Annotated in this window: 19 protein-coding genes and 2 tRNA genes; 10 read left to right on the top strand and 11 right to left on the bottom strand. The window is 39.3% G+C overall.

Features of this window, described 5'->3' with window-relative positions:
* Positions 1-80 precede the first annotated feature (80 nt).
* Positions 81-2,342 carry an ATP-dependent Clp protease ATP-binding subunit ClpA gene (clpA, locus tag I6F49_RS01575; protein ID WP_197178097.1) on the bottom strand — a complete coding sequence of 754 codons (2,262 nt, stop codon included), beginning with the start codon at positions 2,340-2,342 and terminating at the stop codon, positions 81-83.
* 94 nt (positions 2,343-2,436) lie between these two features.
* Positions 2,437-2,745 (bottom strand): ATP-dependent Clp protease adapter ClpS, encoded by a 309-nt coding sequence (gene clpS / locus I6F49_RS01570; protein WP_007585109.1) that lies wholly within the window; start codon positions 2,743-2,745, stop codon positions 2,437-2,439.
* A 209-nt stretch (positions 2,746-2,954) separates the two neighbouring features.
* On the opposite strand from clpS, the gene cspD reads away from it, so the two are divergent.
* Together cspD and I6F49_RS01560 are read left to right on the top strand one after the other, a co-directional pair.
* Positions 2,955-3,173, top strand: a complete 219-nt coding sequence (gene cspD, locus I6F49_RS01565) for a cold shock domain-containing protein CspD (RefSeq protein ID WP_002962500.1) — start codon at positions 2,955-2,957, stop codon at positions 3,171-3,173.
* Between the two features lie 524 nt (positions 3,174-3,697).
* The gene (locus I6F49_RS01560) at positions 3,698-5,920 is read left to right on the top strand and encodes an NADP-dependent isocitrate dehydrogenase (RefSeq protein WP_197175095.1); all 2,223 of its coding nucleotides are present in this window, start codon (positions 3,698-3,700) and stop codon (positions 5,918-5,920) included.
* A gap of 142 nt (positions 5,921-6,062) precedes the next feature.
* On the opposite strand, the gene I6F49_RS01555 is transcribed toward I6F49_RS01560, so the two are convergent.
* The 4 genes from I6F49_RS01555 to I6F49_RS01540 all read right to left on the bottom strand — a co-directional run bounded on the left by I6F49_RS01555 (position 6,063) and on the right by I6F49_RS01540 (position 10,401).
* Positions 6,063-7,304: an amidohydrolase family protein gene (locus I6F49_RS01555; RefSeq protein WP_197178096.1), complete on the bottom strand. Its 1,242-nt coding sequence runs from the start codon at positions 7,302-7,304 to the stop codon at positions 6,063-6,065.
* A gap of 12 nt (positions 7,305-7,316) precedes the next feature.
* Entirely contained in the window at positions 7,317-8,699 is a 1,383-nt protein-coding gene (locus I6F49_RS01550) for an amidohydrolase (RefSeq protein WP_197178095.1), read from the bottom strand.
* A gap of 100 nt (positions 8,700-8,799) precedes the next feature.
* Positions 8,800-9,585 carry a hypothetical protein gene (locus I6F49_RS01545; protein WP_197178094.1) on the bottom strand — a complete coding sequence of 262 codons (786 nt, stop codon included), beginning with the start codon at positions 9,583-9,585 and terminating at the stop codon, positions 8,800-8,802.
* Between the two features lie 123 nt (positions 9,586-9,708).
* Positions 9,709-10,401, bottom strand: a complete 693-nt coding sequence (locus I6F49_RS01540; protein ID WP_197175089.1) for a DUF445 domain-containing protein — start codon at positions 10,399-10,401, stop codon at positions 9,709-9,711.
* 125 nt (positions 10,402-10,526) lie between these two features.
* On the opposite strand from I6F49_RS01540, the gene I6F49_RS01535 reads away from it, so the two are divergent.
* Together I6F49_RS01535 and I6F49_RS01530 are read left to right on the top strand one after the other, a co-directional pair.
* Positions 10,527-11,387 carry a fructosamine kinase family protein gene (locus tag I6F49_RS01535; protein WP_197178093.1) on the top strand — a complete coding sequence of 287 codons (861 nt, stop codon included), beginning with the start codon at positions 10,527-10,529 and terminating at the stop codon, positions 11,385-11,387.
* 140 nt (positions 11,388-11,527) lie between these two features.
* On the top strand, positions 11,528-11,731 hold the full coding sequence (locus tag I6F49_RS01530) for a CPXCG motif-containing cysteine-rich protein (protein ID WP_197140288.1): 204 nt from the start codon (positions 11,528-11,530) through the stop codon (positions 11,729-11,731).
* A gap of 1 nt (position 11,732) precedes the next feature.
* Here I6F49_RS01530 and I6F49_RS01525 read toward each other — a convergent pair whose 3' ends face one another.
* Positions 11,733-12,359 (bottom strand): riboflavin synthase subunit alpha, encoded by a 627-nt coding sequence (locus I6F49_RS01525; RefSeq protein WP_197178092.1) that lies wholly within the window; start codon positions 12,357-12,359, stop codon positions 11,733-11,735.
* A 128-nt stretch (positions 12,360-12,487) separates the two neighbouring features.
* On the opposite strand from I6F49_RS01525, the gene I6F49_RS01520 reads away from it, so the two are divergent.
* The 4 genes from I6F49_RS01520 to I6F49_RS01505 all read left to right on the top strand — a co-directional run bounded on the left by I6F49_RS01520 (position 12,488) and on the right by I6F49_RS01505 (position 15,491).
* Positions 12,488-13,858, top strand: a complete 1,371-nt coding sequence (locus I6F49_RS01520) for an MATE family efflux transporter (protein ID WP_197175079.1) — start codon at positions 12,488-12,490, stop codon at positions 13,856-13,858.
* A complete protein-coding gene (locus I6F49_RS01515; protein WP_197175287.1) occupies positions 13,839-14,885 on the top strand; it encodes a DUF3080 family protein in 1,047 nt (348 codons plus the stop codon). Before I6F49_RS01520 ends, I6F49_RS01515 begins: the two co-directional genes overlap by 20 nt.
* Positions 14,886-14,998: 113 nt before the next feature.
* Positions 14,999-15,075: transfer RNA gene (locus I6F49_RS01510), tRNA-Val, on the top strand.
* A 339-nt stretch (positions 15,076-15,414) separates the two neighbouring features.
* Positions 15,415-15,491 (top strand) — tRNA-Val (locus tag I6F49_RS01505).
* A 476-nt stretch (positions 15,492-15,967) separates the two neighbouring features.
* Here the strand turns inward: I6F49_RS01505 and I6F49_RS01500 are convergent.
* The 3 genes from I6F49_RS01500 to I6F49_RS01490 form a co-directional block, all read right to left on the bottom strand.
* Entirely contained in the window at positions 15,968-18,724 is a 2,757-nt protein-coding gene (locus tag I6F49_RS01500) for a glycosyl hydrolase family 8 (protein WP_197178091.1), read from the bottom strand.
* 575 nt (positions 18,725-19,299) lie between these two features.
* On the bottom strand, positions 19,300-20,703 hold the full coding sequence (locus I6F49_RS01495) for a sugar porter family MFS transporter (protein ID WP_442961238.1): 1,404 nt from the start codon (positions 20,701-20,703) through the stop codon (positions 19,300-19,302).
* 67 nt (positions 20,704-20,770) lie between these two features.
* Positions 20,771-21,811: a LacI family DNA-binding transcriptional regulator gene (locus tag I6F49_RS01490; protein WP_197178089.1), complete on the bottom strand. Its 1,041-nt coding sequence runs from the start codon at positions 21,809-21,811 to the stop codon at positions 20,771-20,773.
* Positions 21,812-22,021: 210 nt separating this feature from the next.
* On the opposite strand from I6F49_RS01490, the gene I6F49_RS01485 reads away from it, so the two are divergent.
* The gene (locus tag I6F49_RS01485) at positions 22,022-23,632 is read left to right on the top strand and encodes a glycoside hydrolase family 43 protein (RefSeq protein WP_197178088.1); all 1,611 of its coding nucleotides are present in this window, start codon (positions 22,022-22,024) and stop codon (positions 23,630-23,632) included.
* Between the two features lie 94 nt (positions 23,633-23,726).
* Here I6F49_RS01485 and I6F49_RS01480 read toward each other — a convergent pair whose 3' ends face one another.
* The gene (locus I6F49_RS01480; RefSeq protein WP_197178087.1) at positions 23,727-24,683 is read right to left on the bottom strand and encodes a Gfo/Idh/MocA family protein; all 957 of its coding nucleotides are present in this window, start codon (positions 24,681-24,683) and stop codon (positions 23,727-23,729) included.
* Positions 24,684-24,845: 162 nt separating this feature from the next.
* On the opposite strand from I6F49_RS01480, the gene xylB reads away from it, so the two are divergent.
* Positions 24,846-26,303 (top strand): xylulokinase, encoded by a 1,458-nt coding sequence (xylB, locus tag I6F49_RS01475; RefSeq protein WP_197178086.1) that lies wholly within the window; start codon positions 24,846-24,848, stop codon positions 26,301-26,303.
* The last annotated feature ends 7 nt before the right edge of the window (positions 26,304-26,310 follow it).

The following is a 26,310-nucleotide window of genomic DNA, read 5'->3' as shown; positions in this document are numbered from 1 at the left end:
TTGCCTATAAAAAGGGCAAAAAAATGGCCCGCTATTATGTAGCGGGCCATTTTATTTAACTAGATTATTTAATTAACGTTTTACGCTGGTGTTAAATTACTCTCGTAATCAAAGCGAATCTTCTTGTCTTTAACTGATACTTTAACCGTACCGCCATCAACAAGTTCACCAAACAGTATTTCGTTAGCTAATTGCTTTTTAAGCTCTTCTTGAATAACACGTGCCATTGGACGTGCACCCATTGCTTTATCGTAGCCTTTATCTGCCAACCACTCACGTGCTTTAGACGTAAGCTCAAGATTAACCGATTTTTTATCGAGCTGCGCTTGCAGTTCCACAATAAATTTATCAACCACCAGTAGAATAACTTCACGTTCAAGGTGATTAAACCAAATGATGTTATCTAAACGGTTTCTAAATTCTGGTGAAAATACTTTATTAATTGCACCCATTGCATCGTGCGTATGATCTTGCTCTGTAAAACCAATCGACTTACGCGTAGTTTCTTGTACGCCCGCATTGGTAGTCATTACAACCACTACGTTTCTAAAATCAGCTTTACGACCGTTATTATCGGTTAACGTACCGTGATCCATAACCTGTAGCAAAATGTTGTAAATGTCTGGATGCGCTTTTTCAATCTCATCTAGTAGTACAACTGCATGTGGATTTTTAATCACAGCTTCTGTTAATAAACCACCTTGTTCAAAACCAACATACCCTGGTGGTGCACCAATTAATCGGCTTATTGCATGGCGTTCTACATATTCCGACATATCAAAACGAATAAACTCAACACCCATACATTTAGCAAGTTGCTTAGTTACTTCTGTTTTACCCACACCGGTAGGCCCTGCAAACAAGAACGAACCTACTGGTTTTTCTTCGCTCGATAAACCAGAGCGAGATAAGCGAATAGCTGATGTAAGCGCATCAATAGATTGATCTTGCCCAAACACGAGCATTTTAAGGTTACGGTCTAAGTTTTTAAGCGTTTCTTTATCTGTCGACGAGACGCTTTGCGCTGGGATACGTGCCATTTTAGATATAATTAGTTCTATATCTGCCACGCCAATGGTTTTTTTACGTTTAGAGCTAGGTTGCAAGCGCTGACTTGCACCCGCTTCATCAATTACATCAATTGCTTTATCTGGCAAATGGCGCTCATTAATATATTTAGCACTAAGCTCTGCAGCTGCTTTTAATGCTTTTTGAGTGTAACGAATACCATGGTGCTCTTCGTAACGCTCTTTTAATCCATTTAATATTTTAGTGGTATCGGCAACACTTGGCTCAAGTACATCAATTTTTTGAAAGCGACGTACTAATGCACGGTCTTTCTCAAAAATATTTTTATACTCGTTGTAAGTTGTTGAACCCATACAACGTAGCTTACCACTTGAAAGGAGTGGTTTAAGCAAGTTTGATGCGTCCATAACACCACCAGACGCCGCGCCGGCACCAATAATAGTATGTATTTCATCAATAAATAAAATAGAGCCTGGCTCTGCTTGTAGCTCTTTTAGTAAGCTTTTAAAACGCTTTTCAAAGTCGCCACGGTATTTAGTACCCGCAAGCAATGCACCCATATCTAGCGAGTACACAACGGCATCTGCAATTACTTCTGGTACTTGCTTATTAACAATGCGATACGCTAAGCCTTCAGCAATAGCTGTTTTACCAACGCCCGCTTCACCAACAAGTAATGGGTTATTCTTTTTACGACGACACAATACTTGTACCGTGCGCTCTACTTCGCTGTCGCGACCGATCAGTGGGTCAATGTTACCTTCACGGGCTTGAACGTTTAAATTAGTTGTAAAGCTGTCTAGCTTGCTTGCTTCTTCATTTTGAACTTCTTGCACTTCATCATGAATATCGTCGCTGTCGTTGCCTAATTCATCATTTGCTTTAGAAATACCATGCGAAATAAAGTTAACGATGTCTAAACGCGATACATCATGCTTTTTAAGTAAATATACAGCTTGGCTTTCTTGCTCAGAAAAAATAGCAACTAGCACATTCACGCCTGTAACTTCATTTTTGCCTGACGATTGCACATGGAAAACAGCACGTTGTAGTACACGTTGAAAACCAAGTGTTGGCTGAGTTTCACGCTCTTCTTCTAAATCTGGAATGACGGGTGTTGTTTCGTCAATAAATTCTAATAATTCGGTTTTTAAACCAGAAATATTAACACCACACGCGTTTAGGGCTTCTCCTGCAGAAGGATTATCTAACAGCGCAAGTAAAAGGTGCTCTACGGTCATAAACTCATGACGGCGAGTGCGCGCTTCACGAAACGCGGCATTTAATGTGAGTTCTAAGTCTTTGTTTAGCATTGGCAACCCCTTACTGAGATAATAATTTATACCACAACAATCGGATGTTTGATCACCCTAATTGGTATTTATACCAATTGTATTAAATTGGTATTTATTCCTGCTCACAACTACAAAGCAGTGGATGCTCGTTATCACGCGCGTAGCGGTTAACTTGTTCAGCTTTAGTATGGGCTACGTCGGCGCTGTAAACACCACATATACCCTTACCTTTTTCATGAACCTGAAGCATCACGTCGGTTGCTCTATCGCTATCCATATTAAAAAACGTCGTTAAAACTTCTATTACAAAGTCCATCGGCGTGTAGTCGTCGTTATTTAAAACAACTTTATATTTTCGCGGCGGCTGTAGCTTTTGCTTTTCGCTGTCGCGAACTGTATCGATAACACCTGAATCTTTCATACCACTCATAATTAAATATAGTCTTGTCTTTGTAACTCAAGCAAACTTGAATAAAAAATAAATAAAATGTTAAAAAAATAACTCAAAACACTTGACTGATTGGCTAAATAAACTACAGTCAAACGTAGATTGATTAAACCTTAGTCAGTCTAGCAAATAATACAATTTAGAATAACTAAATTAGTCAACTTATTGAAGGATGTAGAAGTATGGCTTGCGGTAAAGTTAAATGGTTCAACAACGCTAAAGGTTTTGGTTTCATCGTAGAAGACGGCTGCGAGAATGATATTTTCGCTCATTACTCAACAATTGTAATGGACGGTTATAAAACGCTTAAAGCTGGTCAAGATGTAACATTCGAATTAGAACAAGGACCTAAAGGTCTACACGCTAAAAATATTGCCCCAGATGGTGACATTATTGAGTGACTATTGTTTTGTTCGACTAAAGCGAGTGACCTTTTAAGATCCTCGCTTAATTCCTTAAGCATACTAACTTATCTCTCCTCCCTATTTATTGCCTCTTTTCATTCAAATTCAACCCTTTTCCTTGAATTTATTTTATATACCCCAATGTTCTAAGAGTTGATTGTTTAACTGCTTATTGGGCATGCTCAAACTCTAGCCCTTTTTATTTAAGCTTGTTACACTCTTGGTGCTAAAAATTGCGTATTAACGCAGCAACTAATCCAATTTGTCGCCTCTTATATATGTACTAGGCTAAAGGCTGATTTATTTTTGTTAATTTTTTAGCTATAAATACAATTCCAGTTCGTCAGGTGTGACTATTCTGCTTTTATAAAAGAGCAACGCTGAGTACCAACACCTAACAAACTATTCATTACGAGCGTACGTGTGCATTAATTCGTTTAATAATATGTACTCACTCATCAGTAATGATTTTCTTTGCATTGTTGAATAAGACCTTATCGGTCTACTATCTAGGAATGATGATGACATCAAAAATTATCTATACAAAAACGGACGAAGCTCCGGCACTAGCAACTTATTCGTTGCTACCGATCATCCAAGCATATACAAATGCGGCCGGTGTTGAAGTTGAAACTCGCGATATCTCATTAGCAGGTCGTGTAATTGCTAGCTTCCCTGATTATTTAACACCAGAACAACGCATTGGTGATGCACTAGCTGAACTTGGCGAGCTTGCTAAAACACCAGAAGCAAACATCATCAAATTACCAAACATCAGTGCATCTGTACCACAGCTTCGCGCTGTAATTAAAGAGCTTCAAGCACAAGGTTATGCACTTCCAGATTACCCTGTTGAACCTAAAAATGATGAAGAAAAAGCAATTCAAGCTGCTTACGACAAAATTAAAGGCAGTGCAGTAAACCCAGTACTACGTGAAGGTAACTCAGATCGTCGCGCACCAGGTTCTGTAAAAGAATATGCACGTAACAACCCACATTCAATGGGTGCGTGGAGCAAAGATTCAGAGTCTTACGTTGCAAGCATGAGCGAAGGCGACTTCTTTGGTTCAGAAAAGTCAGTCACTGTTGATGCAGCCACTGATGTACGTATTGAACATGTTGCAACTAACGGCGACGTGACAGTACTTAAACAAAGCACGCCGCTTTTAGCTGGCGAAGTTATTGATGCATCAAGCATCAGCGCTTCTAAGCTTCAAGCTTTCTTAGCTGCAGAAATTGATGCTGCTAAAGAAAAGGGTGTTTTATTCTCGCTTCACATGAAAGCGACAATGATGAAAGTATCAGATCCAATCATCTTTGGTCACGCTGTAAAAGTATTCTACAAAGATGTTTTTGCTAAACACGGTGAGCTTTTTGAAGAGCTAGGTGTTGATGTAAATAATGGTTTAGGCGATGTATATTCTAAAATTCAAACATTAGACGATGCTAAACGCGAAGAAATTGAAGCAGACATTCAAGCTGTTTACGCTAACCGCCCTGCTATTGCTATGGTTGACTCTGATAAGGGTGTTACAAACCTGCACGTACCAAGTGACGTGATCATCGATGCGTCTATGCCTGCTGCAATCCGTTCAAGCGGTCAAATGTGGAATAACGATGGTAAATTACAAGACACAAGCTTTGTAATTCCAGATCGTTGTTACTCAGGTATTTACCAAGCAACTATCGACTTTTGTAAAGAAAATGGCGCGTTTGATCCAACTACTATGGGTAGCGTTCCAAACGTTGGCCTTATGGCTCAAAAAGCTGAAGAATACGGTTCACACGATAAAACGTTTGAAGCTAAAGCAGATGGTTCTATCCGTGTTGTTGATGCAAACGGTACTACATTACTTGAGCACAGTGTTGAGCAAGGCGATATTTGGCGCATGTGTCAGGCTAAAGATGCACCAATCCAAGATTGGGTTAAACTTGCAGTAAGCCGTGCACGCGCAACGGGCGTTCCAGCTATTTTCTGGTTAGACGAAAACCGTGCACATGATGCTGAGCTAATCAAAAAAGTAAATAAATACCTACCAGATCACGATACAGCTGGCCTAGACATTCAAATTTTAGCACCGCTTGAAGCAACATTGTTCTCATTAGCGCGTATTAAAGAAGGTAAAGACACTATTTCTGTAACAGGTAATGTTTTACGTGATTACCTAACAGATTTATTCCCAATTTTAGAGCTAGGTACAAGTGCTAAAATGCTTTCAATTGTTCCACTTATGAACGGTGGTGGCTTATTTGAAACTGGCGCGGGTGGTTCTGCACCTAAGCATGTTCAACAATTCGAAAAAGAAAACCACTTACGTTGGGATTCTTTAGGTGAATTTTTAGCACTTGCTGCTTCTCTTGAGCACCTTAGCGTAACGACGGGTAACAACAAGGCACAAGTACTTGCTGATACACTAGATAAAGCAACAGGCACTTTCTTAGCAGAAAACAAGTCTCCTTCACGTAAAGTGAAAGAAATTGATAACCGTGGTTCTCATTTCTTCCTATCTTTATTCTGGGCACAAGAACTTGCTAAGCAAAATGACGACAGTGAACTTAAAGCACAGTTTACTCAAATCGCTAGCGACCTTGAGTCTAATAAAGATAAAATCGTAAGTGAGCTTAACGATGCGCAAGGCCCTGCAGTTGATTTAGGCGGATACTTCCTACCTAATGACGATGCAGCGTTTAAAGCAATGCGTCCAAGCACTACATTTAACGATATTCTTGCTAAATTAGTATAAATATTAGTTTGAATTAAAAAGCCGCTTACTTGTAAAAGTAAGCGGCTTTTTTGTGTCTAAATTTTATAAAAAAGGCCGCTATTTTATAAATAGCGGCCTTTAAAATAATCAAATTTATTTAATTAATTATTTAGTATATTAATTACTTGGTATATGCACGTGGCATTTGTGAATCTGTCGTATAACGGTCACGCAGTTTATCTTGGCGAGATTGTGTAGACACTTCAACGCCATTAATAAACATTTTATTCACGTGGCTGCTGAGTTCAAACGGGTCATTACTCCACATTACTACATCAGCAGCTTTACCTACTTCAAGGCTACCTGCATTAATACCAAATACATCAGCAACGTTTGATGTAACCGCTTTTAACGCACCTTCTTGGCTCATACCATACGATACTGCATTACCAGCATCAAAACGCAGCTGGTAAATGTTGTGACTTGCATCACCACCTACCGTTAATAATACTTTAACGCCTGCTTTTTCTAGCAAACCTGCATTATCTAAACTCGCATGAAGCGAATCAAAACTTGCTGGTAAGCTGTCCATTGCACTAATAATTACTGGGATATTTGCTTTAGCAACGCGCTCTTTAACTACAACAGCGTCTTGTGCACCGTTAAGTACTAAGTTAATACCAAATTGCTCTTTTACTTTAATAAGCTCAATAATATCTGCCGCACGTGATACGCCAACCACTAATGGCATTTCGCCACTAAGGACTTTTGCCATTACTTTGTCTTCAGTACTTGGCTTGTCGTCATCTTTTTTAGCTTTTTTACCGGCTTTAGTTTTGTGCTCATCAAGCTTATTAATAAGTGTTTGCAAAGTAAAAGCACGAGAACCTTTACTGCGCTCACCTAAGTAAACAATTAAAGCCGCTTGTTTTTGCATGTTGCTGTCAAAACTACCACTTAAATCAACAACACTAGCTAGGCCCGAAAAAATGCTATCACCACCATGAGGAGTAATTACATCGCGTGTTACGCCGCCTTTACGAGCGTAAGGAATTAAGCTCGAATGTGCGTTGTAAGCAAGGCTTACATCAAAATCAATACCGGCTTTTTCCTCGCCTGCATCGCGAGAGCCCGCAACTGCACTTACTTCAACTAAACCAAGTTGATTAATACTTGCAATAAAGCCAGGGGTTACAATTTGGCCCTTTGCATCAATAACTTTATCTGCTTTAATTTCAGTTGGGTTAATCGCTGTGATTTTACCATCTGTCATTACAATGCTTGCCGCTTCTAATACGCCTTGATCTGATGACGTATGCAATGTTGCATTAATAATTGCTAGCGATTGTGCGCTTACAGCACCAGATGCTAATAATCCTGCAGCAACCAGAGAAAGCGAAAACGAACGTGATAAATTTTTCATTCTGGGTGCTCCTTATTGTTGACCTAACATAAAATCACTTGTTGCTTGATACGCGCTGTCATTTCTATCGTAAACCTTTGCACCATCAACAAACACTTGTTCAGCTTTAGCATAAACACTAAATGGGCTTTGATTCCAAATAACCACATCGCCCTGCTTACCGGCTTCTAGTGAACCTGTTTTGTCATCAATACCAAGTGATTTAGCCGCGTTAGCCGTGATCCATTTAATAGCGTGCTGCTCAGAAATATCAAAACCATTTTCGTTAGCACGATACATAACCTTGCCCGCTTCTTGGTTTAAGCGCTGAATAGTGGTATCTGAATCTGAGTGGACAACCGCACATGAATTTTTAACCGCATCAACAATCGCTACGTTTTCTTGAACCATGTCGTAGGCTTCCATTTTAAAGCCCCACCAGTCTGGCCAAAGTGCAGCACAAGAGCCATTCTCAGCAAGTAGGTCAGCAATTTTATACGCTTCTACACCGTGATGAAACGTACCCGCGTCGTAATTAAATTCTTTTGATAGATCAATCATCATTGCCATTTCTTCGGCTTTATAACAATGATTATGAATACGTACTTCGCCTTCAAGCACACCACGAAGCGTATCGTGTTTAATATCACGTACTGGTGCTTCTGGGTTTAAACCTGCTTCATAATCGGCATCGTATTTATCCCAGGCACGTTTATACTCGCTCGCTTCAGCCCACGCCATACGATAACCTGCCATATTACCCATACGGGTTGAAGGCAATACACCTTGACGACCATAAACACGTTTAGGGTTTTCACCACACGCCATTTTTAAACCGTATGGCGCATCAGGGAACTTCATGCCTTGCATAGTGTGTGCAGGTACGTTTTTAAGCGTAACACCGCGTCCACCAAATAAGTTAGCTGAGCCTGGTAAAATTTGCAGTGAAGTAATACCGCCTTCGCGAGCACGGTTAAAGCCTGGATCTTGTGGCCAAATAGAATGCTCAACCCACACTTCTGCAGTGTTAGGGCTAGTCATTTCGTTACCATCTTGATGCGACTCAACCGACGGGCTTGGGTAGGCACCTAAATGTGAATGCACGTCAATAATACCCGGTGTTACCCATTTGCCTTGTGCATCAATTGTAATATCAGCAGTAGCAGTTAAGTCTTTACCTACTTGTTGTACTTTGCCATCAACAAGTAATACGTCAGCATCATCTAAACGCTCACCAGTACCGGTAAGTACTGTTGCATTTGTAATAAGTGTGCTTGATGTAGCTACGGGCTGATAAGTGCTTGGGTAAGGATTTTTGTTGATTGTTATTTTATCGTCTTGCGGGCCGTTTTCTTGGCAACCTACAAGTGCAGCAGCTAAGCCAACTGCTAATAAAGAAGGTGCAAATTTTTGCATGTTGTTTGGATCTCCTGTTTTTTTGCTACTTTAGCGAAAGCTAAGGAATAAAGCCAAAAAAACAGGTGAAAACGCAGTTAATTAAGATGAATATCTGTAATTATTTCTTTATATAATTGTTATACAACTTTTCAAGCGCACCTTCGGTTGTAAGCGATGGATCTTTGCTTATAAAGTGCTTAACCGTACGGGTTACAAAATCAGAGTTTTGCTTATGTAGCTTTGAAAAATCTTTAATAATTGTATTACCATCTTTAGCCGCAGTTACTTTGTCATGGCGGTGACGATACTGACTTAATGCTTTATTAAAGTCGCCTTGGTAGTCTTCAACCAATATTTTATAAAAGTCACTTTTTTGTACGTTTAAGTCATTAATGCAGTAATTTAACGCCTCTTTAAAGTCGGTAAATACCATGCCTTCTACATCAAACTCTTTTGTTTTTTCACGTACTGCTACTTTGGCATCTTCTGTGGCATAGCTAAAACCAGTAAACGCTAAACGCTCTGCCGCTTCTTTGCCTAATTTCATACCCGCTTGAATACTATGGGCAAACTCATCGCTCATGTCGCCAAGTTCGTTTTCTTCCCACATGTTATAAACACGCAGTGGTTTTGCATATTTAGTGGCAAGCTTTTTTTTCATTTTAGTAAAGCGCTCATCTATCGTCATCAACCTTTCGTTATGTAAAAGTGCGTGGCACTCATAACAAGCCGCAATAGATATAAAATCAGCTTCTTCACCTAAATCAACAATGCTTTGTAGCATATGCAGCGGCGGACAATGGTCGCGCTCTGTCGCTTCACAGCCACAATAAAAACACTGGTTAAAATGCTGCTGATCGCAAGCGTATGCTTGCTGATAATAACTGGCTAACGTTTTGCTCACCGTTGCTCCTAAAAAACACGACTAAGTTATGGGGGCGATAATAACAGCCTGAAAAAATAAGTCAGCCGCAAAAAAGCATTTAATTTAATTATTTTACAGATATCACTTAACACAAAACAGCGCTTAAATAAGCGCCGCTATTAAACCAAATAAACCACCAAACACACCACCCCACACAACAAGCCAGCCTAAGTGCTCGCGGATCATGGTTTGAATAATCTCTTTAACCATTTTTGGGGTAAGCTCATCTAAGCGCTCATCAACTAGTTTAAGCACTGTTTTATGTAAGCTCTCTGCGCTATTACCTTGTGAAAGTGTTTGGCTTACTAATACTTTAAAGTCGTCAGTTTGAGAAATTTCACCAAGTGAGTGTTGCATTTTTTCAATAAATTTTTCACGCATTGGCTCTATTGCCGCTGTGCCACCAAACATACCCAACATGCTACCAAACTGTGACTCTTCAATAACGACAAGTAAATTGTCGAACGCAGGGTTTAAATCAACATTACTAATTATTGGCTCAAAATCGATATTTGGCTGCGCTTTATTGAGTAAATTATTAATTTTTTGCTCTGAAAAGAACTCCGTTAATATTAAATTACGAATTGCGATTTTAAAGCTTTCAAACTTAAGCGCTATAACGCCTGAGCCATATAAAAACGGGACTTTTTCGAACAACATATGAATCGCTAATAAATTAGTTACCGCACCTGAAAGCGCAAATAAACCAACAGATAACACAATTGCTTGGTTAAACATAAAACCGACAACAACACATAAACCCGCTAGCAAATTGGTTATTAAACTTTTGTTCATTTTTACTCCATTACAGTAAGTGTAATTTTTATGCAATATAGTCGTTAATTTTACAACGTTTAGATTGTTAAATTAATACCTTTTTGCCATAGTTTAAGTATCTGTTTAAAAGGCGAGCAATTGTTATGTGGAAAACAGTAAATGAGCACATCAGCCAAGCCATTAATTTTGACTTTAAACACACCTATAAACGCCAATTACAAAGTACAAATACCGATAAACTATTTCATGTTACCAATGGTACGCATAACTACTTGGTTAAAATAGCCCTAAAAAGCGAACTTGAACGTTTAGAAAGTGAATTTATTGGCTTAAGGCTGCTAGCGCAAAATAGTCACTTTAAAGTACCTGAATGTATTGTAACCGGCGCTAATATTGAATTTTCATTTATTGTTTTACAGTGGCTTGTTTTAGATAAACAACCCCACAACACGTGGGCAACTATGGGAAGCAGCCTTGCTAAAATGCATCAAAAACACGACCAAGCTATGTTTGGTTTTGATGTAGACAACTACATAGCTACTACCATACAACCTAACCGCTGGCATAAAAAGTGGGATGTATTTTACGCCGAGGAACGTATAGGTTGGCAATTACAGTTACTCGCTGAAAAAGGCATTAACTTTGTTGAGCCCGAGCGCTTAATTAATGCCACAAAAGAGCAACTTCATAGTCACCAAGTAGAACCTTCATTATTACATGGTGATTTTTGGCGAGGAAATATGGGCTTTTTAAAAGCAGAGCCAACGGTATTTAATCCGGCTTGTTATTATGGTGATCGGGAAGTGGATATTGCAATGAGTGAATTATTTGCCCCACTGCCAAAAGACTTTTATAGCGCCTATAACCAGCACTATCCGTTATCGCCAAATTACGAAAAACGTAAGTTAATATACCAGTTATACCCTATTTTAAATCACGCTAATATATTTGCTGGGCACTATCTTACTGAAGCTAAACAACATATAGAAAAGCTGCTCAGTTAATACAATTTTATGCGTAAAATAAATGTCATAATAGGCTATTAAGAACTATATTTAATCCGTAAGTAAGGAGTTCAGCTTTGAGCCATTAAGTAGTTGCTAGCATATACGCAATTACTTAATTATTTATAACTGGAGTGATTATGAAAAACTATTTATCACAACGAATTGCCTGCCCACACTGCGGACACCACATACATTTAGACTTAGACGCAAGCATGGGCGATCAAGACTACGTTGAGGAATGCACTGCCTGTTGTAACCCAATTCATTTAAATATGCATATAGATCATGCTAACAATAAATTAGAGCTACACGTAGACAGTGACGACGAACAAATATTTTAACTTAAGCCTGATGGCGTAAGTAGTTTTCTACCGTATTTACAATAGTGTAAGTTTGCTGATCAACTTCAATATTAAACTTGTCACCCACTTGCGCTGCACCAATGTTTGTAATGGCGAGCGTTTCTGGAATTAGGTGTAACCAAAAGCCTTGTTCGTCAACTTCGCCTACGGTTAAGCTTGCGCCATTTACCGCAACAAAGCCTTTATATAGCACATACTTTTGCCACTCTTTTGGTAAGCTTAATTGAATTTTGCAGTTATTCTCAAGCTTCACTATTTGAGAAATTTGTGACGTACAATGAATATGCCCAGACACTATATGCCCGCCAAGCTCAGTACCAAACGTAACAGAGCGCTCATAATTAACTAAACTGCCTAGCTCAAGCAAACCTAAATTAGTTAACTTTAGGGTTTCGTCAATTACATCAAAATGCACTTGCGCCACCACATCATGATTACTTAGCTCAACTTGCACAACGGTTAAACAACAGCCATTAATAGCAATACTTGCGCCTAAATCTAAATGCTTAACGTACTCATCGCTCACCGATACAACTAAGCGTAAAACACCGTCTGTTTGAGTTTTAGAGACCGCCGTAGCTTGCGTTTGCACTATTCCTGTAAACATAAAATCACTTTAAATTATTACAAAGTGCTAGTTTAACGTATCAACTCATAAAATCATTCACTCCTGTGATTTTTATTTGAAACACAATAGATTACAATTGCCGCCTGTTTTATCAAATAGCTGTTTTTATGACCTTTTGTAATTGGGAAGCTAAGCGTTTACTTTCCCTCGCTTTACCTGTTTTTTTAGCGCAAGTAACTCTTATTTTAATGTCGGTCGTCGACACAATTATGGCCGGACAAGTAAGCCCTACCGACTTGGCCGCACTTTCTATTGCTACTGGTATTTGGAACCCTCTTTTACTTGGCCTTCAAGGTATTTTATTAGCGCTTACTGGTATTATTGCGCAGTTTTCAGGTGGCGATGATCGCAAAGGTATTAGTCATTATTTTCAACAAGCTCTCTATTTAACGGCTATTTTATGCTGCGTAGGCTTTTCTATTACCTATTTAGCCGACACCATTATTTTTAAACTAGACACCAGCCCAGCAATTGCAAATCTTGCGTATGATTACATTCACTTTGTTAAATGGGGCATTTTTGGTTTTTTAACTTTTACCGTATACAGAAACGTTACCGAAGGCATGGGTATGACCAAGCCCGCGTTTTATATAAGCCTGCTAGGTTTAGCTGTAAATATTCCGGTAAATTATATTTTTATAAACGGCTTATTTGGCTTACCCGCTTATGGCGGCGCAGGGTGTGGTATAGCAACAGCCATTGTTTTAACTGTTATGGCAATAGCACAAGTTACCTATTGCCACACAAGTAAAAAGGTAGATGCCAAAGGCCTGCTTTCATCATTTAAAAAACCTAACCTAACCACTATTGGTATAATTACAAAATTAGGGATACCAATCTCACTCGCCACTTTTTTTGAAGTTACTTTATTTGCGTGTATACCGCTGTTTATCGCGCATTTAGGTGCAGTTGCAGTCTCTGGTCATCAAATAGCAGCAAGCGTTACTACTTTGTTATTTATGATGCCGTTAAGCTTATCTATCGCTATAAGTATTCGTATAGGCAATTTATTTGGCCAAAATAAAATGACCGAACTTAAAGTTGCGGTATCTACTAGCTATATTTTAGCAATTGCGATTGCATTATTTTTAGCACTCATAACATTCCTCGGCCGTGATTTAATTAGCCAACTTTATACCGACAGCCCTGCCGTAATGGCATTGGCTTCATCAATTATGATTTTAGCGTGTATTTATCAATTACCGGATGCATTGCAAGTTGCAGCCAATGGCATACTTCGAGGGTTAAAATACACTACGCCTATATCGTATATTACGTTTATATCGTATTGGTTAATCGGCTTTTGTTTAGGTTACGTATTGGCAAGAACAGACATAATTGTGCCAGCCATGGGGCCTCATGGCTTTTGGGTTGGAATAATAGTAGGTCTTAGTGTCGCTGCTATTTTATTAATGCTAACGGTAAAAAAACGTCTAAAATATGAATTTCTTAAAATTGATGCACTTAATCAAAACTAATAAACTCAGCCTTAAAATATTACCAGCTACAATGCTGGTAATGTTCGTTTTTGTACTTACCGGCTGTAGTAAAGCACCCAGTAGTGTAAACGCAACTTATGTTGAGCGCTTAAGTAGCACCGTTAATGTAAATACAACACAGCCTGCGCCACTCAAGCAACTCCCCTTACTGCAGCCTACCCCAATAGCACAAAGTGACTTAACACTGAGCATTGTTGAGCTTGCAGGCATTAGCCAATGTAAGCTTAACGTACTTATAAGTGAGCACAATAACCAATTAGGAAAAACCGCCAGCGCTGCTGGGCAGTTAAAATATCAAATAAACTTTATTAAAAGTGCGCAGGTTTGCTTAAACACGCTTGATAAAAATAGTCCTAGTTACACAAAAATACTCGCAGCCAAAAACTACAAAGAAACACACCTAATGCACTTTTTTAACACCATGTTATTTAAAGAGCCTGAGCTAAATCGTACCTGGCAACTCACTTCAAACGAGCTTACTACTGAACCCGCTGGTTTTAGCGATACCGTATTTGCACTAAAGCAACTTGTACTCATTAAGCAGCAAATAAACGCTAAAGAATTTAGTGAAATTAATAGCGATTCTATTTTTAGTGCACTCGAACAGCTTAATAAATATCAATTTAACCAAGCTTTAATTCAGTCAGCCCGTAAACAGATAGTGTTAAACAACAACGCCACACAGCTTGTAAAAACACTAAACTTTAATACCCTATGCCCTGAGGGTAAAAACAATAAAAACGCAAAAATTATAAGTAACGTATTTCAAAAGTTTTACCTAAAACAAATTCAGCCCTATCAAGCGCAGTTAACTGGTTATTTAGAAGTACTACAACCGCTTTATAACGAGCTTTGGTTTAACGAAAGTATCTCAAGTCCTCAAATTAATAACTTAGTAAAAACGGGCTCGACAAGTAACTTACTGAACTTACTAAAAAGCTCAGCTAAAAAACATGTGGTTTGGTGGCAAGTATTTTATAAAACGTGTGAAATAAGCCCAATATGAATAAAAAAACGGCAAATAAACTCAAAAACAACAAACTTGCTTGATTCACCAACCGCCACGCTATATATTAGCCGCCGTTGTTAAGCAATTAACACCTACTTAAATAAAGTAATACGACTGTAGCTCAGTTGGTTAGAGCACTACCTTGACATGGTAGGGGTCGGTGGTTCGAATCCACTCAGTCGTACCAAAATTTAAGAAAAAAGTATCACTGAAGGAAAAAGCACTACCTACTCTTGATCACCCGGTCCAAGGGTCAGTAGTTCGAATCCACTCAGTCGTACCAATATTTAAGTAAAAAGTATCACTGAAGGAAAAAGCACTACCTACTCTTGATCACCCGGTCCAAGGGTCAGTAGTTCGAATCCACTCAGTCGTACCAACATTTAAGAAAAAAGTATCACTGAAGGAAAAAGCACTACCTACTCTTGATCACCCGGTCCAAAGGTCAGTAGTTCGAATCCACTCAGTCGTACCAAAATTTATTCTAATATCACAGAATAAATTTATTTAAGAATTCAAAAATTGTACGACTGTAGCTCAGTTGGTTAGAGCACTACCTTGACATGGTAGGGGTCGGTGGTTCGAATCCACTCAGTCGTACCAATTCAAAGTAATGAAAAAACCTAAGAAAAAGCACTACCCACTCTTAATCATCCGGTCCAAAGGTCAGTGATTCAAACCCACTCAGTCTTACCAATTCAAAGTAATAAAAAACCAAAGAAAAAGCACTACCCACTCTTGATCACCCGGTCCAATGGCCAGCAGTTCGAATCCACTCAGTCGTACCACTTCAAAGTAATAAAAAACCAAAGAAAAAGCACTACCCACTCTTGATCACCCGGTCCAAAGGTCAGTGGTTCTAATCCACTCAGTCGTACCACTTCAAAGTAATAATAAATCCAAAGAAAAAGCACTCCACATTGTGCTCTGCTTCTGCGTTTGCTCTGAATATTAGAAGTGATTTATGCGTTTGTTAAACAACGTGAAGCGATTTAATGGTAAGTATTAAAAAGGCGTTAGCAATTTGATTACTAACGCCTTTTATTTTTCAAATTACAAACTAGATAATAAACCTTTCTTTAATTACAAATTGTGCCCGTAACATTTATTACTGGAGCTGCTGAACCACTCGTAGACTTAGAGTTCTGTGTACCAAACTCAATAGATTGTCCTGGTTGTATCGTGCTATTCCAGCTATTAGGTGTTGCTGTATATGGATTTGAACCTGTAACCGTTCCATTCCAGCTATTAGTAAGACCGTACCCTGAAGGATATGACCAGGTAACAGACCAATTGCCTGATACAGCAGTATCACCATTATTGGTTACTTTAATATTACCTGAAAAACCTGAATCCCAATCATCCCCCAATACAAATTCACAAGTCACACTGTTGCTTGGAGCTGGTGTAGGATCTGGATTAGGTGTAGTACCACCACCATTTTTAATGAACTTAAAGTAATTCACATTAAATAAGTAACCGCTACCCGTAAAATTAGTCCGAATAGTTTGATTACCCGCAGCTAAATCAACTGTTGTAGAAACCGTTTGATAGGTCTGCCATCCGCCAGTGTTTGATACGTTAATAGAACCAATACTGTTTGTTCCATTTAGTAAATACGTTAATGTACCACCATTAGAATCAGATGCTACACGCGCTTCAACGGTATAAGTACTCGCCTCTGCAACATTAACAGCAAAGTCTAAATAATCACCATTTTGAATATAGCCGACATTTAAACCACCACCTGAATCACCAGTATCTTCAGTTTTCGTACCACTTTCACGTATAAACGCTTCAGCTTGAACAGTTCCTGGAATAGAAAGGCGATCTGTTGGTGTAGTGCCACCACCATCATCAATAACACTAACCGTTACGGTTGCGTTGTTACTTGTTGTTGTACCATCGGTTATTGCATAGGTAAAGCTATCAGTACCGGTATATCCAGTATTTGGCGTATAAACTAAACTATTACCATTTTGGCTAACAGAGCCATTACCCGCTTGTGAGTAAGTAGTAATACTGATTGAATCACCATCTGCATCACTATCATTTGAAATCACATTTTTAGATACATTAGTATTTTTGGTTGTTGAAACTGAGTCGTTGTTGGCTACAGGTGCATTATTACCACCGTCTCCAGGTCCTGGATCAATTACGCTACCTTCACAGCCGTTATTTGGACAATAGATTCGGTAATTACCACTCATCGCTAACATACCGAACATATATAGAGTTCCATCATAATAACGATACTTTCCCTCCGGCACAGGTGTATTCCAAAATGCATCAACAAACTCCCAAGCATCTGACTTATTAGACGCTAAACTTGCTATCGCGTTCATAGCAACTAAACCGGGTGAATGATCGGTATTATTTGGATCATATAATGAACCATTTAGGTTATATAAACCTGCGTAGGTATCAATTCCCTTGCCTTTAAAGAAAGATTGTAAACGTGTTGCCCACGTAACTTGCCACTCATCTTTTTTAAACCACGAATAATCCATTGCAGCATTGCTAATAGTACGCCATGCATCATATTGAAAAGTTTCTTTCCATTTTTGGAAACTGCCATGTGGACTACCGTCAAAGTTGGCATAATCAGGTGATAAGCCGGTACTAGAATTTGCAGTTGTCTTGAAAAATTTACGACTTTCAACCGCCATTTCAGCCCATAAGTCATTATTATTATCAGCCCATCGAGCCCACAATTCATAAAATGCAGGTAAATGATATGAAGGGTCGGTCCAGTTACGGTCAGTAGGGGTAGATGGCGAGAATACGATTTGTTTGTTCGCTTTATCAATTAAGGTATATTGTTCTAACTGCCCTTGATTGTTATAACGTGTTTCACCATTACCAACCATGTCTTTTAATATTTGGTTTGCGTGTGCTTCATAGTTATAAATACCTGAGCCATTACCCCATCGGTTAGCAGCAAAAAATAGTGCTGTTACAAAGTACTCTTCACCATCAGGCGCCGGCGCAGCATCTTGCACTTGGCCACTTGTACTTACTTTCCATGCAAAATAACCTTTATTGTTGCCTGATTTATTTAAAGAATAAGTATTGGCCCATTTCCATAATTTATTAAAGTCATCTTGGCGATCCATTTGAACAGCCGCCATCATACCGTATGACATACCTTCGGAGCGTACATCGTTATTACCCACATCCCAAATGTAAGCCATATCATTACCAGTAGGAATGAAAATCGCTTTATTAGCTGTATCGGTAGAATGGAATAATTGGTCATAAACTTTATTTAAACGCGCTGTTACTTCTGACGAAGAATAACCAAACTCTTGGAACATACTACGATATTGACCAGAGTCGAATGCTCCTTGGCTTGGTAACGTAGGCGCTGCAGGCGCTGCCGGAATGTCGCCAACACGGTGTAATTCATAAAAATCTAAAAAGGTGTCATTGCTACCATTATCAGATTCTAAAACAAACTTAAGTTTTGTATTACTGGGTTGACTCGATAATTTAAAATCGATGCTCGATACGCTAGCAGATGAACCACTAAAGCTGGTTGCGCCCACTTTTTTATCGCCAAGGTATACACTAATATCGGCAGCGCTGTTATCGGTACTTGCACCACGAATATCTAAACGAAATTTCCCCGGTATGCCACTCACTTGGGTATTTACTTCCACGCCATCATTGTTAGCAAATGCCGCGACACCGTTAAAAGGAGTATCTATAACACTAGAATAACCAGGTAGTAATGTACCGCCTTCTAATTCACCACTTGCCAATTGTTGAGCATAAGCACTTGTTGTTAATGTACTTATACCTAAAATCGGTAATAATAATTTATTAATTTTCATAACAATCCTATTTTTAATATTTGATTACTTTACGATCCATGTTTTTTATTATTTAGAAATACATGAATGTAGAGCTACTTGCTAAACACTTGTAATAAACTCGTAAAACACTGCGTACAACAATCAACTCAAATATCACAACCAGCAAAACCAGATTTCACATATCATCTAGTTTTTTATGCTGTTTTTTGAATAATTAACCATCAATGCACAGATGATTATAGGTGTTAATGTCATTTTGACAATAAGATATTAAATAAATAATATTTTGTCATCAAATATTAACAATTAAGGGGCCGACGGCGATGCAAGCAGATTAAATAAGGAATAATAAAAATTGAATAATGATGTTAAACGCTATTACAGATCGTGATATTAAACAAGCGACTCACACTTTAATTAAATTCATTGATAATTTAACTATTGAGAAATTAGGTAGTTACTGCAAGTTTATAACGTGTTGGTTTAGTAAAAAAGCTTAACGAATGAAGCAGTCTAACAACGCCAAAACTATTGCTTTAGTTCTATTATTTTAGTTCTATTGCATTAGTTTGGCGCTTATTAAAGGGATAATACTACCCTTTCATTTGTTCAAGCTCTTTGCCTTTGGTTTCGTGTAAAAACTTAAATACAAATATAATTGAAACAAACGCGCAAAATGCGTAAAAACCATAAGCCCCTGCTAAACCAATACCGGTGAGCATTACTGGGAACGACCAAGTAATTAAAAAGTTAGCTATCCACTGGGCAAAGCCGGTAACTGCAAGGCCTGAACCGCGAATTTGGTTAGGGAACATTTCACCTAACATAACCCACATTACAGGGCCCCACGATAAGTTAAAAAAGAATACATAAACATTAGCGGCTATTAAAGCAACTATGCCCTGCTCTCCTAATTCTAAGTTACCTGTTGAGCCAATATCTGCGTTTAAAAAGGCATAAACAATAACCGAAAGCGTCACTGTCATACCTATAGAGCCGGTTAACAAAAAAGGTTTTCTGCCAATTTTGTCTATAAAATACATGGTAATAAACACCGCTAAAATACTTACAAAGCCGCTTATTATATTAATGAGTAACGCGTCAGATTCAGTAAAACCAGCTGCTTGCCAAAGTACCGCGCCATAGTAAAAAACAACGTTAATGCCGACTAATTGCTGAAATGTAGCTAAGCCAATTCCTATCCAAACGATGGGGCGTAAACGTTTTTTAGGTTTATCAATAAGATCAGATAATTTAGGTTGGTGCTTATCGGCAGCAAGCGACTCTGCTATTTCATTCAATTTATGAGCGGCAGTTTTATCACCATATAATGACGATAACACCCGTGCAGCAGCGTCTTTTTTACCAGCCATAATTAAGTATCGAGGGCTTTCGGGGATAAAAAATAAAGCGATTAAAAATAAGCATGCAGGTAATAATTCAACCCAAAACATCCAACGCCATGTTTCAAAGTCGAGCCAAAATATAGCCGTAGAACCGCCAGCAGTATTGGCTAAAAAGTAGTTACTCACAAATGCGCTAAACAAACCAAAAATAATAGCCACTTGTTGAAGTGTAGAGAGCGTGCCTCTGTATCGCGCGGGGGCAATCTCGCTAATATAAGCTGGGGTCATAACCGACGCAGCCCCTACAGCTAAGCCGCCTAAAATGCGATAAATCACAAATTCAAACGAGGTGACTGACACACCCGAACCCCAAGCACTTATAATAAATAAAGCAGCGGCAAAAAGTAATATCGGACGCCGACCAAATTTATCAGCTAACCGACCTGCGCAAAACGCACCAATGGCACAACCAATTAGCATGCTCGATACGTTAAATCCCGTACCCGCACTACTGGAGCCAAACGCCGTTTGGAGTCCATCAACCGTGCCGTTAATTACACCGCTGTCAAACCCAAATAAAAACCCGCCAATGGTCGCAACAAAGCAAACCAGTACTATTAAAAGTACATTTTCTTTCTCGTTCATAAGTATCCATATTGTGTGTTGTTGTTATTTTATATAGATTTTGAAGCTCAAAAGGGTGTGCGTACTCGTTTATTTAGTTGTTTTTATTGGCTGAGCTTGATTCTCTTTCTATTAATTCAAAATCTAAAATATGTCTTAAGTCTAAGCTTTTTACATTGCTCAAATCGTTATACTGACCCGATGCAAGCAAAGTAATGGCAAGCTCAGCCATTTCATTAATAGGCTGTTTTACCGTAGAAATATTAGGCCAAACTATGGTTGCAAGTTGCGTGTCATCAAAGCCAACAACCGAGAGTTCGCTTGGAATATTAATACCTTGCTTTTGAGCTATTGAGATAACAGCGGCAGCCATATCATCGTTAGCTGCAAAAATAGCCGTTGGTTTATCATCAAGCGAAAGTAATTTTATTGCCGCTTCCATACCCGATTGATAGGTAAAACTGCCCTGCTCTATATACTCAGGTGGCGTTATTATTTTATTAGAACGCAATGCATCTAAATAACCTTGGTAACGCAAACGACTTACACCTTGTTTGGTGTCGCCAATAATATGTGCAATTTTGCTATGCCCTTGATTTATTAAATGCTCTGTAACATCAAACGCCGCTTGATAATCGTCCATGCATATATAAGGGGAACGATTTAATTTTGTATCTGGTGTTATTCTTACAAACGGAACATTTGCTTTAGTTAGTACATCTAAAACCTGTTCGCTGTCGCACATAGGAGGCAGTAAAATCATGCCATCAACCTGTGTAACATCAATAAGTTGCTTTACCGATTCAATTGTTTTGTCAATATCGGTATGCGCTTCGTCAACAACAAGGTGATAGCCCAATGCGCGGCATTTTTTAAGCGCTGCCAATAAAAACTGGCTTATATAAGAGTCACTTGGGTTATCGTATAAAAGTCCTAAAAAGAATGACTTAGTGCTTGCAAGGCGCCTAGCAGACACGTTTGGCCTGTAATTTAATTGCTCAACAACCGCCATTACTTTTTCGCGGGTTTTGTCGCTTACTTTTTTGTCTTGGTTGAGCACGCGCGAAACTGTCATCATTGATACACCAGCCTGCTCGGCTACATCTTGTATTCTTGCTCTTTTAGGGTCGGCCATATTCTTATTACCTACTCACAATCATGTGATTGTTATAATTAACTTTCTTAATTTTCATTATACATAATTGCGAAGCTTGATATTGTTTACAGCGTGTTTTAAATGATTACTTATTGACAAAGTCTTATACTACACTGAAAATGTTAGCGCTAACAACAAATTTGTAATATTCACAAATAATAATATAAAAAACTTAATAAGGCCTATATTATGAGCATGCTGCAAAACCCAATCCTAAGAGGCTTTAATCCAGACCCAAACATTGTCAGAGTGGATGATGATTACTACATAGCCACTTCAACATTTGAATGGTTTGGCGGTGTGCAAATTCACCACTCTACCGATTTAGTAAATTGGCGAGTTATAGGCCAAGCACTTAACACCGTAGAGCAACTCGATATGCGAGGAGTGCCCGACTCTTGCGGCGTATGGGCACCGCAACTTAGTTACAATAATGGCCGTTTTTATTTGGTATATACCAATGTAAAAAGCTTTGATGGCCCGTACAAAGACACGCCAAACTATTTTGTATCAACCACTAATATTACCGGTAACTGGTCACAGGCTACTTACTTAAATTCTAGCGGTTTTGATCCGTCTATTTTTCACGATGATGACGGTAAAAGCTATTTGCTAAACATGCTGGTTGATCACCGCAACAACGCACTATTTGGTGGCATAGTAATGCAAGAGCTTTGCCTAAAAACCAATAAGTTAATAGGCGATGTTAAACCTATATTTTCAGGCACAAAACTTGGTTGCACTGAAGGCCCACATATTTTAAAACGCGGCGATTACTACTATTTAATTACCGCTGAAGGTGGCACTGGGTATGAACACAGCATTAGTGTAGCGCGTGCTAAAAACGTATTTGGCCCTTACCAAGTACACCCGTACAACCCCGTAATAACAGCAGCCCACGAGCCGAGTAATACGCTACAAAAATGTGGCCATGGAGATTTTTTTCAAACACAAACCGGTGATTGGTACACGGTATTTTTAACATCTAGACCACTGACTGAGCGCGGCCGCTGCATTACAGGGCGTGAAACAGGGATTGAGCAAATAATCTGGAAAGACGATGACTGGCCTTATGCCAAACACACAAATAAAGCCCCGAGAATACACGTACCCGTTGAAGGTTTAACGCTAAACCCACAGCCGCAACCCACAACACATATTGATTTTAGTAAAGATGATCTGACTGTTGATTTTCAGTCATTGCGTATACCCATGTGCAAAAGCTGGGTGTATAAAAATACTCAAAAAGCATCGCTCACCCTAGTGGGAAAAGAGTCTTTAAGCTCATTGCATCAGCAAAGTTTTATTGCCAGGCGTGTACAGGCTCATCATACTGTTAGCAGCACATGCGTTAATTTTGCGCCGTGCAGTTTTCAGCAAATGGCGGGGCTAGTATGTTATTACAACACCGCACATTACTACTATTTGCATATAAGCGGCGGCGATGTAGGCGATGAAACCACACCACGTTATTTAAATATAATTAGCTGCGATAAATATCAAACAAGCACGCCTGTTGCACCGTTTTTGCTTAAAACAAACAAACCTGTTTACTTAAAAGTTGATTTTAATGGCGCTCAGCTGCAGTTTTACTACGCCACCGAGGAAGACTGCTGGATAAAGTTTGGCCCAGTGCTAGATGGCAGTATTTTATCTGATGATTACGTACAGCAATCACCGCAAGGGTATCGCCCGTGTTTTACCGGTGCTTTTGTTGGTATGGCGTGCCAAGACTTATCGGGTCAAAATAAAGAAGCTCACTTTTCATTTTTTGATTATGACGAACCTAGCGGCGAATAAATCGCCGCCACTTAAGTTTATTAGTTGATTTAGAGCTGATATAAAGCTTTTTAAAACTCTTTTAAAGCTCTATTAAAGTTCTCTTAAAACTATTTTAAAACAGGGCTTTAATACGCTCCATTTGCGATTGTAAAAGTAAACTCTGAGAGTGGCTCATAATGTCACTCTCTCGTTTATTTTCGCTCAGTAAGCGCCCTACTTCTTGGGCTTCAAAGCTGTAACCTTGTGACTGCCTGCCATCTTCAAAATGCTCAATTAAATCATCAAGCTCATACAAAGAGCACTCATAAGCTCTAAATGCATCGGGTATTTTTATATAGCCTTTGTCGCCAATAATATACGCGCCATTACCTAACCGACATTGAAATGACGTTGCTAAGCTCACCATTACATCGCCACAATTAGCCGTAATAAGTACATCGTCTTCCACGCCTTTGTAGCGAATATTTGCTCTTACGTATAAGTTTTCAAGGTCGTTATTTAAAAAGTAATTGGCAATAGCTAGCGGATAAATTCCCATATCAAGTAAACAACCGCCCGCTAAATCTGGGTTGTATTCACGCCCGCCGGGATTAAAAGGCACGGGGTAGCCAAAGTCGGCTTTAACATGCTTAATAGTGCCTATTCGTCCTTCTTCTACCCATTGTTTAGCTTTTTGTATTGCTGGTAAAAAGTACGTCCACATGGCTTCCATTAAAAATACGTCGTGCTTTTTAGCCAGTAAAGACAACTGCTTACACTCTTCAGCCGAGACCGTAATGGGCTTTTCACACAATACATGCTTACCTGCTTTAATAGCATCGCTGGCATTTTTAAAGTGAAAGTTATGCGGGGTCGCAATGTAAACCACATCAACGTTTTTATCGTCAAATAATGCTTGATACCCTTCGTAGGCATTGGCCGCACCATACTTGCTCGCAAAAGCGGTTGCATCACTCCCGTTTCTTGCTGCAACCGCGTACGCAACACCATTGTTGGTATGTGCTAAGTCTTCACAAAATTGTGCAGCAATTCGGCCACAACCAACGATACCCCAGTTTATTTTTTTCATAGTGTTTCCTTATGATCTTAAAAAGAAATTTAAGTGAACTCCAACAACCAAGCAATAAACTTGCAAATTAATTGTTAAACATAGTTTAAAACTAGCTTGACTTAACAATATCAAATCATTAATGTTAGCGCTAACACTAAAACAACATTAAGCATCACATTTATGTTCCTTGGTATCGATTTAGGCACTTCAGGTGTAAAAGTAATTATTTTAGACGAGCAAGACCAATTGCTTGCTCAAGCAAGTGGATCTTTGAGCGTTTCACGCCCGGCCCCCCTTTTTTCTGAACAAAATCCAGCAGATTGGTGGCTTGCTACATCTCGCGCAATCGAGGAGCTTAAAAATACTCACCCTGCATTACTAAAGTCAGTAAAGGCAGTAGGCCTTTCTGGGCAAATGCATGGCGCAACACTACTTGATAAAAACAATAATATTATTCGCCCCGCCATTTTATGGAACGACGGGCGCAGCGCAGCGCAATGTGTAGAGCTTGAAAAACGCGAACCTAACTCTCGTAATATTACCGGCAACATTGCCATGCCTGGTTTTACTGCACCAAAATTAGTGTGGTTAAAAGAGCATGAGCCAGCAAACTTTGCAAAAGTAGCCAAAGTATTGTTACCAAAAGACTACCTACGCTTTTTAATGACCGGCGATTTTGCATCAGACATGTCTGACTCTGCAGGCACACTGTGGCTAGACGTAGAAAAAAGAGCATGGTCACAAAAAATGCTTAGCGCCTGCGACTTAACAGAGCAACACATGCCTACTCTTTTTGAAGGCACACAAATTACGGGCAAATTAACCGCTGAAGTGGCTGCTAAATGGGGAATGGAGCAAGTACCTGTTGTTGCAGGCGGAGGCGATAATGCCGCAGGCGCTGCCGGTGTTGGCGTAGTAAGGCCTAAACAAGCGTTTTTATCATTAGGTACTTCGGGCGTTTACTTTGTTGCCAACGAAAAATACCTGCCTAACCCAGAAGGTGCAGTACATACCTTTTGTCATTGCATTGAAAACACCTGGCACCAAATGTCAGTGGTGTTAAGCGCAGCGAGCTGTTTAACCTGGGTCACTAAATTAACCGGTTTTGAAAACGAAGGAGCATTGCTTGAACAAGTAAGCAAATGCGACTTTAGCAAACCAAGCTCAGTGATATTTTTACCTTATTTAACTGGCGAACGTACGCCGCATAATAACCCCGATGCCAAAGGTGTGTTTTTTGGTTTAGACAGCGATACCGATGCAGCAGCCCTTGGCCGCGCAGTACTCGAGGGCGTTGCTTTTGCCTTTGCCGATGGCCAACAAGTTCTGCTTGATGCTGGCGCACAAATTGACGATGTAACCGTTATTGGTGGCGGCGCTAAGAGCCCACTGTGGGGAAAAATCATCGCAAGCGTACTTAACCGCCCCCTTATTTACCGAGAAGGCTCAGAAGTTGGCCCTGCATTTGGCGCAGCAAGGCTTGCCCGAATAGCAGTAACACAACTCCCTGCACAACAAGTGTGTGTTAACGGCAAAGTAACGCAAACAATTGAGCCAGACCCAGTTATGCAAGACTTTTACGCACAGCAATACACAACATACAAAGCACTTTACCAAAGTGTAAAAACATACTTTTAATACACTA

It is taken from the genome of Pseudoalteromonas sp. SWN166 (assembly GCF_015864485.1).
In the GTDB taxonomy this organism is placed as follows: Bacteria; Pseudomonadota; Gammaproteobacteria; order Enterobacterales; family Alteromonadaceae; genus Pseudoalteromonas.
This window is presented reverse-complemented; position numbering and strand designations above follow the sequence as displayed.